Origin of the sequence: Dysgonomonas hofstadii (genome assembly GCF_014196915.1) — a bacterium.
GTDB lineage: Bacteria > Bacteroidota > Bacteroidia > Bacteroidales > Dysgonomonadaceae > Dysgonomonas > Dysgonomonas hofstadii.
Genome location: NZ_JACIEP010000002.1, coordinates 169,657 through 184,848, shown reverse-complemented (window position 1 = coordinate 184,848; position 15,192 = coordinate 169,657). Strand labels below are relative to the sequence as shown.

At 40.5% G+C, this 15,192-nt stretch carries 15 protein-coding genes; 4 read left to right on the top strand and 11 right to left on the bottom strand.

The window, feature by feature from the left end:
• Position 1: 1 nt before the first annotated feature.
• Positions 2-1,264 carry a beta-ketoacyl-ACP synthase II gene (gene fabF, locus GGR21_RS02795; RefSeq protein ID WP_183305655.1) on the bottom strand — a complete coding sequence of 421 codons (1,263 nt, stop codon included), beginning with the start codon at positions 1,262-1,264 and terminating at the stop codon, positions 2-4.
• A gap of 21 nt (positions 1,265-1,285) precedes the next feature.
• Complete coding sequence (locus GGR21_RS02790; protein WP_006798850.1) at positions 1,286-1,522, bottom strand: acyl carrier protein; 237 nt, start codon at positions 1,520-1,522, stop codon at positions 1,286-1,288.
• Positions 1,523-1,676: 154 nt separating this feature from the next.
• On the opposite strand from GGR21_RS02790, the gene purN reads away from it, so the two are divergent.
• Positions 1,677-2,243: a phosphoribosylglycinamide formyltransferase gene (gene purN / locus GGR21_RS02785; protein WP_183305654.1), complete on the top strand. Its 567-nt coding sequence runs from the start codon at positions 1,677-1,679 to the stop codon at positions 2,241-2,243.
• Here purN and GGR21_RS02780 read toward each other — a convergent pair.
• Entirely contained in the window at positions 2,240-3,424 is a 1,185-nt protein-coding gene (locus GGR21_RS02780) for a hypothetical protein (RefSeq protein ID WP_183305653.1), read from the bottom strand. The genes purN and GGR21_RS02780 overlap by 4 nt on opposite strands.
• Before the next feature lie 214 nt (positions 3,425-3,638).
• Between GGR21_RS02780 and GGR21_RS02775 the strand changes: the two genes are divergently transcribed.
• Positions 3,639-5,279 carry a fumarate hydratase gene (locus GGR21_RS02775; protein WP_183305652.1) on the top strand — a complete coding sequence of 547 codons (1,641 nt, stop codon included), beginning with the start codon at positions 3,639-3,641 and terminating at the stop codon, positions 5,277-5,279.
• A gap of 119 nt (positions 5,280-5,398) precedes the next feature.
• Here the strand turns inward: GGR21_RS02775 and GGR21_RS02770 are convergent, their stop codons facing one another.
• From GGR21_RS02770 to GGR21_RS02760, 3 genes are all read right to left on the bottom strand, one after another.
• Positions 5,399-6,481 carry a linear amide C-N hydrolase gene (locus GGR21_RS02770; protein WP_183305651.1) on the bottom strand — a complete coding sequence of 361 codons (1,083 nt, stop codon included), beginning with the start codon at positions 6,479-6,481 and terminating at the stop codon, positions 5,399-5,401.
• 325 nt (positions 6,482-6,806) lie between these two features.
• Entirely contained in the window at positions 6,807-7,175 is a 369-nt protein-coding gene (locus tag GGR21_RS02765; RefSeq protein ID WP_183305650.1) for a VOC family protein, read from the bottom strand.
• An 85-nt stretch (positions 7,176-7,260) separates the two neighbouring features.
• Complete coding sequence (locus tag GGR21_RS02760; protein ID WP_183305649.1) at positions 7,261-8,061, bottom strand: AraC family transcriptional regulator; 801 nt, start codon at positions 8,059-8,061, stop codon at positions 7,261-7,263.
• Between the two features lie 120 nt (positions 8,062-8,181).
• On the opposite strand from GGR21_RS02760, the gene GGR21_RS02755 reads away from it, so the two are divergent.
• Positions 8,182-8,772: a Crp/Fnr family transcriptional regulator gene (locus GGR21_RS02755; protein ID WP_183305648.1), complete on the top strand. Its 591-nt coding sequence runs from the start codon at positions 8,182-8,184 to the stop codon at positions 8,770-8,772.
• Between the two features lie 79 nt (positions 8,773-8,851).
• Entirely contained in the window at positions 8,852-9,430 is a 579-nt protein-coding gene (locus tag GGR21_RS02750; protein WP_183305647.1) for a porin family protein, read from the top strand.
• Between the two features lie 71 nt (positions 9,431-9,501).
• On the opposite strand, the gene rplT is transcribed toward GGR21_RS02750, so the two are convergent.
• The 5 genes from rplT to GGR21_RS02725 form a co-directional block, all read right to left on the bottom strand.
• Positions 9,502-9,846: a 50S ribosomal protein L20 gene (rplT, locus tag GGR21_RS02745; protein WP_183305646.1), complete on the bottom strand. Its 345-nt coding sequence runs from the start codon at positions 9,844-9,846 to the stop codon at positions 9,502-9,504.
• 109 nt (positions 9,847-9,955) lie between these two features.
• Complete coding sequence (gene rpmI / locus GGR21_RS02740; protein WP_183305645.1) at positions 9,956-10,153, bottom strand: 50S ribosomal protein L35; 198 nt, start codon at positions 10,151-10,153, stop codon at positions 9,956-9,958.
• 50 nt (positions 10,154-10,203) lie between these two features.
• The gene (infC, locus tag GGR21_RS02735) at positions 10,204-10,827 is read right to left on the bottom strand and encodes a translation initiation factor IF-3 (protein WP_183305644.1); all 624 of its coding nucleotides are present in this window, start codon (positions 10,825-10,827) and stop codon (positions 10,204-10,206) included.
• A gap of 75 nt (positions 10,828-10,902) precedes the next feature.
• The gene (gene thrS, locus GGR21_RS02730; RefSeq protein ID WP_183305643.1) at positions 10,903-12,855 is read right to left on the bottom strand and encodes a threonine--tRNA ligase; all 1,953 of its coding nucleotides are present in this window, start codon (positions 12,853-12,855) and stop codon (positions 10,903-10,905) included.
• A gap of 274 nt (positions 12,856-13,129) precedes the next feature.
• Complete coding sequence (locus tag GGR21_RS02725; protein WP_183305642.1) at positions 13,130-15,178, bottom strand: tetratricopeptide repeat protein; 2,049 nt, start codon at positions 15,176-15,178, stop codon at positions 13,130-13,132.
• Positions 15,179-15,192: the final 14 nt, after the last annotated feature.

The window sequence follows — 15,192 nt, the reverse complement described above, 5'->3', positions numbered from 1 at the left end:
CTTATTTCTTAAACTTCTTTACTATAACACAAGCATTATGTCCTCCGAATCCGAATGTATTCGATAAAGCAACGTTAACTGTCCTCTTCTGAGCTTTGTTGAAAGTCAGGTTTAATTTATAATCGATTTCAGGATCTTCATCACCTTCTGTGAAGTTGATGGTAGGAGGGACAATATCATTCTGTATGGCTAAAACACAAAACATAGTTTCCAATGCTCCGGCGGCTCCAAGAAGGTGGCCTGTCATAGATTTAGTGGAACTGATGTTTAGTTTATAGGCATGATCGCCGAATACTTCCTTAATAGCCTTAATCTCTGACGGGTCGCCTACCGGGGTAGATGTTCCGTGAACATTGATATAGTCCATCTCAGTCGGATCTATCTGCGCATCAACCAAAGCATTTCTCATCACTAATTTAGCGCCCAATCCTTCAGGATGCGAAGCTGTAAGGTGATAAGCATCGGCCGACATACCTCCACCGACTACTTCAGCGTATATTTTAGCACCGCGAGCCAAAGCATGTTCCAATTCTTCAAGGATAAGACAAGCTGAACCTTCACCGATAACGAATCCGTCGCGGCTGGCGCTAAATGGGCGCGAAGCTGTCGTAGGAGAATCGTTACGGGTAGATAGTGCAGTCATAGCATTGAATCCGCCTACACCCGATGCAGATATGGCAGCTTCTGCGCCACCAACCACCATAACATCTGCTTTGCCCAAACGAATGTGGTCAAATGCAGATATAGCGCTGTGTGTTGATGATGCGCATGCCGATACTGTACCGTAATTTGGTCCTCTTAGTCCGTAGCGTATTGATATCAGACCTGCTGCTATATCCGAGATCATCTTGGGAATGAAGAACGGATTGAATTTAGGTCCCATCTCTTCGTGTGTATAGTAATATCCTACTTCCTCTTCGAAAGTTCTGATACCACCAATACCGGCAGACATGATAACCCCGATCCGGTCGCAGTTCTCTTTTTCAAAGTCGAGTCCCGAATCCGCAATGGCTTCTTCTGAAGAACCGATAGCCAGTTGTGTATATCTGTCGCATTTGCGAAGCTCTTTCCGGTCCATATATTTCGATGGATCGTAGTCTTTTACTTCGCATGCGAATTGTGTTTTAAATTTTGACGCGTCAAAATGAGTAATAGGTCCAGCCCCGCTTATCCCTGCAATGGCATTTTTCCATGTAGTTTCTACATCGTTGCCAAGAGGAGATACCGCGCCCAGACCTGTTACTACTACTCTTTTTAATTCCATAATTAATTATTGGAAAAAAGATTATTTTGCATTTGCTTCAATGTAAGAAACTGCGTCTCCTACTGTAGCGATTTTTTCAGTCTGATCATCCGGAATAGAAATGCCAAATTCTTTTTCGAATTCCATGATTAATTCTACTGTGTCAAGTGAATCTGCGCCTAGGTCGTTTGTAAAGCTTGCAGTATCAGTTACTTCAGACTCTTCAACACCTAATTTATCAACAATAATTGCTTTCACTTTTGATGCTACTTCTGACATAATTCTTAGTTTTGATTAATAATAAATTTTTATTTTTAATTTTGTCGGTGCAAAGTAACGTTTTTTTATGCATACGAAACAAATATTTTCCTTATAAAATAGTTAAAATTGCACATTATTTTTGTTTGTGTGCAGATATGTATAATTTGATTAAATGAAAAATATAGCCATTTTTGCCTCAGGATCAGGAACTAACGCTGAAAATATCATTAAATATTTTGCGAATGATGAAATAGTAAATATTGCGTTAATCATTTCAAACAAGAAGGATGCCTTTGTGCATGAGAGGGTAAAAAGCTATGGAATAGAGTCTGTCACTTTCTCTAAAAACGATTTTGAAACTACAGATAAAGTGCTTGATATTCTGAAAGAGAGAGAAATTGATTTTATCGTTCTTGCGGGCTTTCTTCTAAAGGTTCCCGAAAATCTTATAAATGCATATCCTGATGGGATAATAAACATTCATCCGGCTCTTTTACCTAAATACGGAGGAAAGGGGATGTATGGCGATAATGTGCATAAGGCTGTTGTAGAAAACGGCGAGAAAGAATCGGGTATTACAATTCATTATGTAAATGAAAACTATGATGAAGGGGCTGTCGTTTTTCAGGCTAAATGTCCTGTTCTTCCATCGGATAGTTATGAGGATGTCGCAAAAAAAGTGCATATACTGGAGTATACGCACTTTCCTGTTATTATTGAAAAATTACTTAAAGATTAATCTTCATATATTTCAAGGCCGTCCTCGTCGTAGCGTCTTTCTCTGTCCTGTTTTATTTTTCTTACCGACTTTTTAGACGACTGCTCATTTTTTACTTCTTGCTTTTGTTTTGCCTGTTGTTGAGATTGGTTGTTTTGCGGCAGAGTATTAGCCGGATTGCTTTCCACTTCTCTTTTTATAACAGGTTGTGATTGTCTGTTTGAGGCTGGTTGCGATGTTTGAGGTTGATCTTCTCTGCCAAACACAACCTGATCGTTTACAGATCTGGATATTACCTGTGTCCTCGAGTCCCGGGCTTGTTCCGTTTCCTCTACCTGGCTTTTTATTACAGTAGTTCCTGATTGTCCTGAAGCCGGTATGTCTACATATTCTCCGCTCGAAGTTTTTTCTCTTCTTACGACAGGCAGTGATTTTGCTTCAATCCTTTTACGTTCTTTTTCTTTTTCTTCGAGGTAGGTAGCCAGTTCTTTAGCAGGTGCTGTTTCGGCCTCCTCATACAAATAATTATATGTAAGTTCTAATGGAATCTTTACCCGTTTTAGGGCCTTGTCGGTAACAGTCAGCCATATCTCTCCATTTGGGTTTCCCGAGGCTGTGTCTTTGGTGCGGATATCACGTTTTATGATTTCTCCCGGATATAGCTTGTTAGCGACACTGTTGTCTACTTCCACACCGTTTATATAAAAGGTAGGCTGGTTGCCAAAACGATATCTGTCTCTGATTAATTGTTCTACCGAAGGATCTCTTTTGAGCAGGTTGTCAGCGACTTTGCCGGCCTCCTGTTCTTTTTTCTTCCGTTCCCTGTTTCTGCGTGCTATCCAAAATTGTAGCGCTTCGTTGGTCTCACTATTGGTTTTTCTGTCGAGGTCTACTTCCCGTAGCAGGCGGTCGATGTCGAGCGCTGCTTCTTCAAGATTGTCATAATTGGAATTTATGTCCGAAAAAATGGAATCGACTTCAGCATTCCCTGTCTTTCTGAACAGAAATTGCGAGTATTCATCGTCGAGTCCGCTACCTACGGTGTTTACCACTTTTGTAACTTCCCCGGTACTGGCTTTATATTCTTTTTGGCCCAACTGCTCGGCCTCCCTTTTTGTGACGAATCTCATCCTTTGCCCTGCTGCAAACAAGGGAAGCATCATCATCAGGGATAATAACAGGATATATTTTTTTGTATTCATTTGTGTATGTTTAACCTATTTCTTCAGTTTCAATATAATTACCCTAATTTATATAATACATTACAAAGATACAAGTTTTTTCGGGAATGACATTTGTTCAGTTATAATTTAGTATAAAACCACTTTCTTTTTTATCTTTTATAAACCTTTCTTTCTTGAAAAGGTGATACTAATTTAGTATTTTTGCGTATCAAACTAAAAACGTAAATTAAATATGGCAACTCCTCCGTTTAAGTATCAGGAAACGTTCCCATTGGGGAAAGATACGACAGAGTATTATCTATTATCGAAAGACTATGTGTCTACGGCAAACTTTGAAGGACAGGAAATATTGAAAGTAGAACCCGAGGCTCTTACATTACTGGCTCAACATGCTTTTCATAATGTGGAATTCCTGCTTCGTCCCGAGCATCAGGAACAGGTGGCTAAAATACTTTCCGATCCGGAGGCCAGTGACAATGATAAATTCGTAGCTCTTACTTTCCTGCGTAATTCTGAAATTTCGGCAAAAGGAATTCTTCCTTTCTGCCAGGATACGGGTACAGCCATTATTATGGGGAAAAAAGGTCAGAATGTGTTTACAGGTGCGAATGATGAAGAAGCCTTGTCGCGAGGTGTATATAATACTTTTACCGAAGATAATCTCCGTTATTCGCAAAATGCCCCGCTGGATATGTATAAAGAGATAAATACGGGCACGAATCTTCCCGCCCAGATCGACCTTTATGCCATTCAGGGGAATGAATATAAATTCCTGTTTGTAGCTAAAGGCGGTGGATCTGCCAATAAAACATATCTCTATCAGGAAACGAAAGCATTGCTTACTCCTGAAAAACTGGAACCTTTCCTGATTGAGAAAATGAAATCGCTGGGTACTGCAGCTTGCCCACCTTACCATATTGCTTTTGTGATTGGTGGCACTTCGGTAGAAACAAACCTGAAAACGGTTAAACTGGCGTCGACTAAATATTATGATGAATTACCGGCTTCGGGTAACGAGGGCGGACGTGCCTTCCGCGATCTGGAAATGGAAGCGAAATTGTTAAAAGCAGCGCAGCAACTTGGCCTTGGCGCACAGTTCGGAGGTAAATTCTTCGCTCACGATATACGTGTGGTCCGTTTGCCTCGCCATGGGGCATCATGTCCTGTCGGGATGGGAGTTTCCTGTTCGGCAGACCGTAACATAAAAGGGAAGATCAATAAGGACGGAGTATGGTTGGAAAAGCTTGAAGATAATCCGGGACGTCTGATTCCTGAGGAATACAGGCAGGCCGGAGAAGCCGGAGGAGTTAAGATCGACCTGAACCACCCGATGAAGGAAATACTGGCCGAACTTACAAAATATCCGGTCTCTACACGCTTGTCACTCACCGGAACAATCATTGTAGGCCGTGATATAGCTCATGCAAAATTGCAGGAAAGAATTGATAAAGGTGAGGGACTACCGCAATATATTAAGGATCACCCAATCTATTATGCAGGTCCTGCTAAAACACCGAAAGGGTATGCTAGTGGTTCGATGGGGCCGACGACAGCCGGACGTATGGACTCTTATGTGGATTCGTTCCAGTCGCATGGCGGTAGTATGGTTATGATCGCCAAGGGTAATCGCAGCCAGCAGGTAACAGATGCCTGTAAGAAGCATGGCGGCTTCTATCTGGGAAGTATCGGGGGGCCTGCTGCGATTTTAGCTCAAAACAGTATCAAGAGTCTTGAATGCCTTGAATATCCTGAATTGGGTATGGAGGCTATCTGGAAAATAGAAGTGGTTGATTTCCCTGCATTCATCCTTGTCGATGATAAAGGAAATGATTTTTTTCAGCAGTTGAAACCCGTTAATTGTACAATGTGTTAATTATATAATTTATAGAGAAAAGAGGCATCTCACTTTGAGATGCCTCTTCTTGTTATAAAGAACGAAATAATTGGTGAAGCCAATGGTCAGTTGAGAGGTATTTATTCAATGATTACTTCCTAATTTATATTTATAATATCTACAGGTTGCTGCATTTTAATATCCATTGGTATTGCCTGATACGAGACATTCAAAAAATCAATAGTATTCAGGTCGATACTTCTGATGGTACTGTTGTACATGGTGCGGAAATAAATAATACGGTGTTCCATATCGGTGGCGGAAGTCCATTGTGTGGCACTTGGTATGTCAGAAGGCACTTGTCCTATTGGAAACTCTATTCCTACCGGTATATCAAAACTATTTAATATTTGAAAACATTGAAGCACTGTTTTCAGAGCGGTGTCTTGCTGTGGCGCTGATGTCTGGTAGAAAGCAGCACGAACAAACCGCGACGGGGAAGTTACGTCTCCGGGTATTCCCAGAAAGCCACTGCCTGCACCAAAGGATGTTATTTCTATGTTTCCCAGATGTTTTGCAGGAGCTGTACCCGTAAAAAGGTTGACATAATTATTGAGATTGGTCAGATGCCACTCGAAACCCGGAGAGTTTGTGAGTACTCCCAACTTATTTTCGTAATACACGGGAACACCATTTATAATTTCGAGAACAAGTTGGCGTCCCGATGTGTCAGTAAATCGCCAGTGAATAGTTGATGCACGTGGATCAATACTAACAACGCATACTTTCTTAACGGCCTCTTTTACTTCGTCTACTGTTTTACATTCGCCCAACAACCAGGATATGAGTTGTAGGTCAGCTATACTCTTTTCTTTTTTTGCCGGATCATAACTTTCATATTTTCCGTAATAGGGAAAGTAGAATAGCCCGGCTGAAAGCCCCATTTCATTTAATCCCTCGGCTACAAAGTCTTTTTGTTCGACAGCCAGTCCCACATATCCGTAACGGGCAGTAAAGTTCATGCCGCCAATTCCTCCGGGAATATACGATTGGTTGGTATATCCTCTGGGTACAACAACATACTGACTGTTCAGATTACTTCCGCCCCATTCTATGGTGCGCGCAACGATGGTAGTTCCCTCTTTACTATTCAAAGTAATACCTGTGCAGGACTCTGTTGGAAGTGGATAAATAAACGAAGCGGCAATAGCCAGCAACATAGCAGATAGTTTTGATTTCATGTTTGTTATTTTTATGATTAACAAATAATACATATACAATTAACAAATGATAAGAAAGATAAGTTCAGCAGTTAGTCAGTTATCCTGAGGGATATTTCTCTCTGTTATTCAAATAAATAAATATTGGCTTTAACTCGTTGATAACCAATTGTCTGTAATGAAATAAAAAGAGGCTGTCCCAAAAGTGATTTTGCACTGTTAAAGTGTTACTCTCTCTGTCATCCTGAGTGCAACGAAGGATCTAAACTCTCCCGAAAAGAGATATTTCACTGCGTTCAATATGACAAAAAGAAACCAGAAATTACTTTTGGGACAGCCTCTTTTATTAATTGTCCGAATACAGTCCGATATGGTTGCCTTCACTGTCTGAAAACACACAGAAGTAACCACGGTTTTCTGCTTCAATTTTCGTTTTTGGAATAACCAATTTCCCTCCGTTCTTTTCTGCTAATGCCAGTGTTTCGGATATATTCTCACAGTTCAGGCTGATAAGAATCCCGTTTTGTGAAGGTGAAAAATCTTCTGCCCACGAAATAGCTCCCGGAGCTAATCCGTCTTCATCCGGAAAGAATGCCATTTTCTCATTTTCACACTCGAAAGTTGTCATTTCGATATTAAAAATGCTTTTGTAGAATTTTACTGCCCTTTGAAAATTGGAACATGGGATTTCGAAGAATGCTACTAATCTTTTCATAAAATCTGTTTTGGTTTGTAATTCAATTAAGACATCACAAAAGTAGATAAGCAAATTTTTCAAATCTTGTAAAAAACAGACATCCTCAGACTTGGGTGAAGTAGTCGGAATATGGTGCGCAGATCGTCATATATTCATTGGGTGTATATCCCGAAAAGGTCTTGAACTCTTTTATCAGATGCGGCTGATCGTAAAAACCGCAATCGAATGCCAGTCCGGCCTGGTCTGTTGCCGGATTGTTTTGAAGTGTATATAGTGCCCGCTGGAAACGAATTATACGTGTAAATTCTTTGGGTGTAGTGCCGATATATTCTGTGAAGATACGGCTAAACTGCTTATGGCTCAGGCACGCTTTATTGGCCAGTTGTTTTATGCCGGCCTGATGTGTGTTGTTTATTGACTTTAAAACCTCAGTCATTCTTTTGTAATTGTAATTATCGAAGTTTCTCAGTCTGGAAACCAGAAAGTTTTCTATTTGTGCGATAGCAATCTTATTGTCAGAAGTGTTTTGTATCTGATCTGCCAATTGTACTAATGGTCTGTCATTTAGGCTGTCGATAGATATATTCCGGTTGTTGAATTCATTTATCGGCATATTGAAGAAAGCTTTCGCACCATGCGGCTGGAACAATACGACCAGCATATCGACTTTCCCGGTAGACTGGATGTCTGCAAATTCGTTACATTGTCCTCCGATGAAAGCCAGAGGTTGTTCTTCCTTACCGGTATGTGAATACATCTTGTCTTTCCGGTGAAAAACAAGTTGCACGCAGCCGATAGGAGTTACCCTTTCCGAAACATACGGAGTATCTATTCTCAATGCCCAGTAATGTTTTACAAAAGGAGCAAGAATAGGAGAGGGTAGTATGAAATCGAAAGAATCCATAGTTGTAAAAGTAGAAATAATTCAAATAGAGATAAAGATAATTAAGCTTTATTTCCCGGTCTTGTAAAAAATGGACATTTTTAATTATATTTATTCGTGATAATAATTAATTGTTATAGTATGCATGCGGATTTGGAAAAACTAAAAGCGAATATCTATTCGATTGTTAATCTCACATTTAGCGAATGGGAACTGCTGACAAATATAGTTGAGGAAGTTATAATCAAAAAGAATGATTTCTTTTTGAAAGAAGATATGATTTGTGATTCTCTTGCCTATGTGAATAAGGGAGCATTGATCTATTATAAAACACTGGATAATGCCAATGAAATAACTACTGATTTCGCATTGGAGGGTGAATGGGTAACCAATAATCACAGCCGCATAAACAGCTTACCTTCTCATCTGAATATAAAGGCGATAGAAGATTCTGCACTTCTAATTGTCAGGCAAAAAGATATTCTGAATCTGTTTGATAAAATACCTGCGTTAGAGCGTTTTTACCGGATACTGATAGAACAGGCATACGTTAAACTGGTGCAGCTAAGTATCGATTTGCAGACATTGTCGGCAACAGAACGTTATGTAAAGTTATTGCATACTTATCCGGGAATCCTTCAAAAATTACCTCTTTATCATATTGCGAATTATCTGGGCGTAGCTCCGAAGTCATTAAGCAGAATCCGCAATTCGGTCTTTTCTCCCAAGTAATGATTTGGTAACAAATGCGGAGAAACTGAATCGTTTCATATGCTGATATTTGTTTCGTAAATCAAATAAATATCAAATTATGAAAGAGAGTGTTTTTTTCTTTTTATCCGTATTTTTTTTATTGGCAAATAATTCTTTAGCACAGGAAAGTGTTGATAAGCGTACTCCTACCAGGCAGGCTCTGGAAGTGGAAAGTTTGTTCCCGATGTTTATCACGGGAGGTTTTCATGTCGGAGTAGGGTACAGGTACGATAAGTTCAGGGTAAGAGTCAGCGTGATAAACGGAGGTAAATATGATGCGGAAAAAGTGGGTGTCAATAACTCCTCAGGTGATTTTAAGCGATATTACAAAACTTCTCCGGGTGTTTTCCTGGGTTACAATGTCTGGAAGAATTTAGAGGTGTACGGGTATGTCGAATTTCATACATTTGAAATAGAGAGAAAAGATACAGGTATGAAAAAAGATCTTTTTAGCATAGATTCGGGTGGAGGTGTCGGTTATCAGTTTTTCGTAGGTAATCATTTTTATGTTCAACCAGCTTTTCATGTTTATTGCAGAAAAAGTGAAAGTCTGGATTTTGATGGAGTTAAATATAAGATTCCTAATATTGATTTGTCTCCGGTAATACGTGTTGGCTATCGTTTCTGGTCTAAATGATCTTTTATTTTCAGATAATAAAAAAGCAATCTCATTTGAGATTGCTTTTTTATTCTGTATGTAAAGTATATTTATTTTACTTTATCTACGATTGCTTTAAATGCTTCAGGGTGATTCATTGCAAGGTCGGCAAGGACTTTGCGGTTAATCTCTACGCCGTTTTTGTGAAGAGCGCCCATCAGGCGGGAATACGACATTCCTTCGATACGTGCGGCAGCGTTGATACGTTGAATCCACAATGCACGGAAGTTACGTTTTTTAGCGCGACGGTCACGGAATGCATAGGTAAGACCTTTTTCCCATGTGTTTTTAGCTACTGTCCACACATTTTTACGTGCGCCATAGTAACCTCTTGTTAGTTTTAATACTTTTTTTCTGCGGTTGCGTGATGCAACATGATTGACTGATCTTGGCATAATTTACAATGTTTTGAATGATAGCGGTTTCTTGTTTCAGAAACTCTTTGTTGCGTACATCCGGTTAATAAATCTTTTAAAACTTGCTTTTGTTTGAAACGAAAGGCGATTATTTCATCGCTAACAATTGTTTTACTGCTTTTTCGTCTACTTTGCTTACAGTAGATGTGTGAGTCAGATTTCTTTTTTGTTTTTTCGTTTTCTTAGTCAGAATGTGACTTTTGAAAGCATGTTTTCTTTTGATTTTTCCTGATCCGGTAAGGGCGAACCTCTTTTTGGCACCGGAATTAGTCTTTTGTTTTGGCATCTCAGTTAATTAATTAATTTGTTTAATACACGAATAATATATGTAATAGATTATTCTTCTGATTGGGTTTCTTCATTCTTCTTTACTGCTTCTGTTTTCTTCTCAACTTCCTTTGGTTTTACCGCCGGTTTTACAGGAGCTTTTTTCGGAGACATCATCATGATCATCTTCTTTCCTTCCAATTGAGGTAGCTGATCTACTTTTGCAAGATCCTCCAATTCGGTAGCGAAGCGAAGAAGCAGGACTTCCCCTTGTTCTTTGAACAGGATAGAACGTCCTTTAAAGAATACATAGGCCTTTACTTTCGATCCTTCTTCAAGGAAGCTTTTAGCATGTTTCAGCTTGAAGTTGAAATCGTGGTCGTCAGTCTGCGGTCCGAAACGGATTTCCTTCACCACTACTTTCACCGATTTGGCTTTGGCTTCTTTCTGTTTTTTCTTTTGTTGATAAAGGAATTTTTGATAATCCATTATTTTAACAACAGGGGGAACAGCTGTCGGTGATATTTCCACCAGGTCGAGTTCCAGTTCGTCTGCCATGCGAAGGGCTTCCTGGACTGTATAAACACCTTGTTCTACATTATCGCCCACCAAGCGGACTTCTCTCGCACGGATATTACCGTTGATTCTGTGTAAATCTTCTTTTTTTTGTTGATTAAATCTGTTGTTCCTCATTCAAAAACTGTTAGAATCTTTTCCTTTATCTTTTATTTTAAATTTTTAAATTTCAAATATATAAATAACGAACACTTAGGATTCATGTTCCCATGCATTCATCATTTTTTCCATTTCTTCATTCAATCGGGCAGCAAAGTTAATAAATTTCATTGAACCTGTATCACCTTCGCCCTGTTTTCTTACAGAAACTTCTTCAGTTTCTGCTTCTTTTTCGCCTACAACCAGCAAATAAGGGATGCGTTTCAATTCATTATCACGTATTTTACGTCCGATTTTTTCGTTCCGGTCGTCAACTTGCGAGCTTATTCCATGTTGTTTCAGATAACCTGATACCCGGTATGCATAATCGTTGAACTTTTCGCTGATAGGCAATACAACGACCTGGTCGGGAGCCAGCCACAACGGGAATTTGCCGGCAGTGTGTTCGATAAGGACAGCTATAAAGCGTTCCATCGATCCGAACGGTGCACGGTGTATCATTACCGGGCGGTGTTTCTGGTTATCTGCACCGGTATATTCAAGTTCGAAACGTTCGGGCAGGTTGTAGTCAACCTGTATGGTTCCCAGCTGCCAACGGCGGCCAAGCGCATCCTTTACCATGAAATCCAGTTTCGGCCCGTAGAAGGCTGCTTCGCCAAGCTCAACTTTAGCAGGAAGACCTTTTTCTGCACAGGCTTCTACAATGGCACGTTCTGCTTTTTCCCAGTTTTCATCGCTACCGATGTATTTTTCTTTATTTTCGGGATCTCTCAGTGAAATTTGAGCTTCGAAGTTCTCAAAATCGAGCGCTTTGAAAATTATGAATACGATATCCATTACTTTCAGGAATTCGGCTTTCAACTGTTCAGGAGTACAGAAAATATGCGCATCATCCTGAGTGAATCCACGAACACGGGTCAGTCCATGAAGTTCCCCGCTTTGTTCATAGCGGTACACAGTTCCGAATTCGGCAAGGCGCAAAGGCAGATCCCTGTATGAACGTGGAACTACCTTATATATTTCGCAGTGGTGCGGGCAGTTCATCGGTTTCAGCAGGAATTCCTCTCCTTCTTCCGGAGTATGTATCGGCTGGAATGAGTCTTTTCCGTATTTGGCATAGTGACCTGATGTAACATACAATATTTTGCTACCGATATGCGGGGTCATTACTTGCTCATAATCGTATTTTTTCTGGATTTTCTTCAGGAAATCTTCCAGCTTCAGTCGCAATTGTGTCCCACGGGGTAACCACAATGGAAGTCCTTTACCTACATTTTCGGAGAAAGCGAACAGCTCCAGTTCTTTGCCTATTTTGCGGTGATCACGTTTCTTGGCTTCTTCCAGCAAGAGAAGATAGTCATCCAGCATTTTCTTTTTAGGGAATGTGATTCCGTAAAGGCGGGTAAGCTGTTTGCGTTTCTCATCGCCACGCCAGTATGCTCCTGCCGCACTAAGGATTTTCACAGCCTTAATGTAGGACGTGTTGGGTAAGTGCGGACCGCGGCACAGGTCGGTAAATACTCCTTGTGTATAAGTAGTAATAGTTCCGTCCTCAAGATCGTTGATCAGTTCCACTTTGTAGCCTTCACCACGGTCGCCAAACATTTTTAAGGCATCCTGCTTGGTAATGCTTTGGCGTTGTATCTCTTCTTTATTGGCGATCAGCTCCATCATTTTAGCTTCTATTTTCGGAAAATCAGAATCTTTGACAGGCGTATCACCGAAATCTATATCGTAGTAGAATCCGTTCTCAATGGCCGGACCTATACCAAATTTTGCATGTGGGTAAAGTATTTGCACAGCTTCGGCCATCAGGTGAGCCGACGAGTGCCAGTAAGCATGCTTGGCGTCATCGTCTTCCCATTTGAGAAGCTCAACGGCAGCATCCTGTTCGATAGGGCGTGTAAGATCCCGGATCTCACCGTTTACCCTTGCCGCCAATACTTCCTGCGCAAGGCGCTGGCTGATGCTTTCTGCGATTTGAATGGATGTAGTTCCTTTTGCGAATTCGCGGACAGAACCATCAGGAAATGTAATTTTTATCATCTCTTTCTATTTTAATTATAATAGCTCCTACAAACAAGCTATTTTTTCAACTTGCAAAAATAATGAATTTTTGTGATAGTAAATGTTTTGACAAGAGTTTATTCAAGCCTCCTGATATATAATTTCGGATCGAAGATACTTATAGTATTCGACATTCGGATTGAAAATCGGAATGGACAAGGATTTGAAAATTGTCGAACTTTAATTTGAAAGCCTGTAAGGGTGTATGCAATACGTCTCTACAGGCTTTATTGTATAATGTGCTTATTCAAGATTACTCCGTCATCCTCTTAATAATACTATATGCTTCTACTATACCCATTTCTCCGGCTTTACGCATGTCGTCTAGAGCACGGTTCTTGTCTTTCACCTGGAAGCGTGCTAAGCCCCGGTTGTAATATGCTTCGGCAAATTCTTTGTCGCGACGCAGAGCTTCATTGTAATCAAGTATAGCAGTGCGGAAATCGTTTTGCTTGTAGCGTACAGCTGCTCTGTTATAGTAGGCGTAGATGAATTCAGGACTGAGTTCTATTACTTTACTATAATTTTTTACGATCAGGTCGTATTCATATTTTGAGGCGTCGAGCATCGTGCTGCTTGTAGATAGGTTCGCATCTTTTTTTGTATTTCCGCCTAGTGAAGATATGTCGTTTTCCGGCTTCTTATCGTATTCCGGCATATTCTCTTTCAGTTCCAATTGCTTGGTATATACTACAGCCAGGTTAAAGTAGGCCAATGTGAATGCCGGATTGAGGCTGATTGCCTTGTTAAAGTCGTCGATAGAATTGGCAAAATCCTGTACCAGCATATATTCCATAGCCCGGGCAAAGTATAATTCGGCGTTTTTTTCATCATTAGCTATCTTTTTTGACAATTCGTCTATCGATGCAAAATGTTCCTGTATCTGCAATTCGTTGAGCGAAGCCTCGCTGTTTGTTATTCTCAATTTCTTTGGCAGGGAGCCTTTTTTGTTTAACTCGTCGACCAACTGGCTGTAATAGACAAAGCGGCGTATTTCGTTTGGTTTTTCATAATATGAAACAACGAAACGGGGTTCCAGGTCGAGCCGGACCTGTTTGTCCTGTATGCGCCCTCTTGTGTTGCTGTTGTATTTACTTTTTTCTTCGTCTGTCTTGTCAGCTACGACCAGCAAATTGAATTTATCGATGCTCTTATCTGATTCTTCCCTGGTTTTAGGTTTTTCGTCTGTGCCTATGCCGGCTGCCAGTTCGTTGTTCTTTCTGGTTTCTTCGTTGCGTGCATAATTGTAGTCACGTTCGGCACCTTTCAGATCGTTTTGTTTTCTTTTTATTTCGGCCCGGGCAAAGAATCCCTGATAGAATTCCGGATATTCGGCCAGTACGGTATTCATATCCTCGAGTGCCCCGCTATAGTCACCGATGTTATTTTTTATGATCGCCCGGTTGAAGTAAGCGATATAGTTGTTGGGTTCAAATTTGAGTACAACATCGAAGTCTGCGATGGCACGGTTGTCGTCACCCACTTGTGAGCGGAGTAATCCCCTGTTGAAACGGGCTATAATATTATTTGACTCGAGCTCTATCACTTTGTCGTAGTCAGACATGGCTCCCCTCAGGTCATTTTTAGAGTAGCGAACCAATCCCCTGTTTATATAATTGCCTGTTTGCAGAGGATCGAGGCGTATGGCTTCATCAAAATCGGCAATGGCTTTGTCAAAGTCTTTTTTGTAATAGTGTAGCAATCCTCTCATAGAGTAGGTCTGGGGGAGGTATTTATCTATCTTGATGGCTTCGTCATAGTTTTCAAAAGCCTTCAGTGTATCTCCTTTTTCCTGATACAATGCACCGCGGGAAAGATATCCCTGTGTATATTTTGGATTTGTCTTCAACAGCGAGTTCAGATATTTTTCGGCCTCGTCATAGTCTTTTTTCTGAATGTTCACTATCCCCGAATTGATCAGGGCGAATTTATCATTTGGATAGGCTTCCAGCGTCGTTTTATAGTCTTCGAGTGCTCCGTCATAATTATTCTGGTTCTGACGGGCATCGGCTCTGAGGTGGTACACCCTTGTCATAAAGGGGTTTCGCTCGAGTGCAAGCGTACAGTCGTCCTCGGTGCCTTTGTAGTCCTCAAGGTAATATTTAGCAATGGCTCTGTAATAGTATGGTTCTGCCAGATAGGGCTTTGCTTTTATCGCCTGGTTGAAATATTGTATGGCCAGTACATAATCTTCATAATACAAAGCATTACGTCCGATCATTATAACTCTGTCTGTGTTGATTTGTGCTGTAGCAAATGTAGTGCTGAGCAGGATAAATATGGAGAATATAAATCTTTTCACGTTTTGACTATATA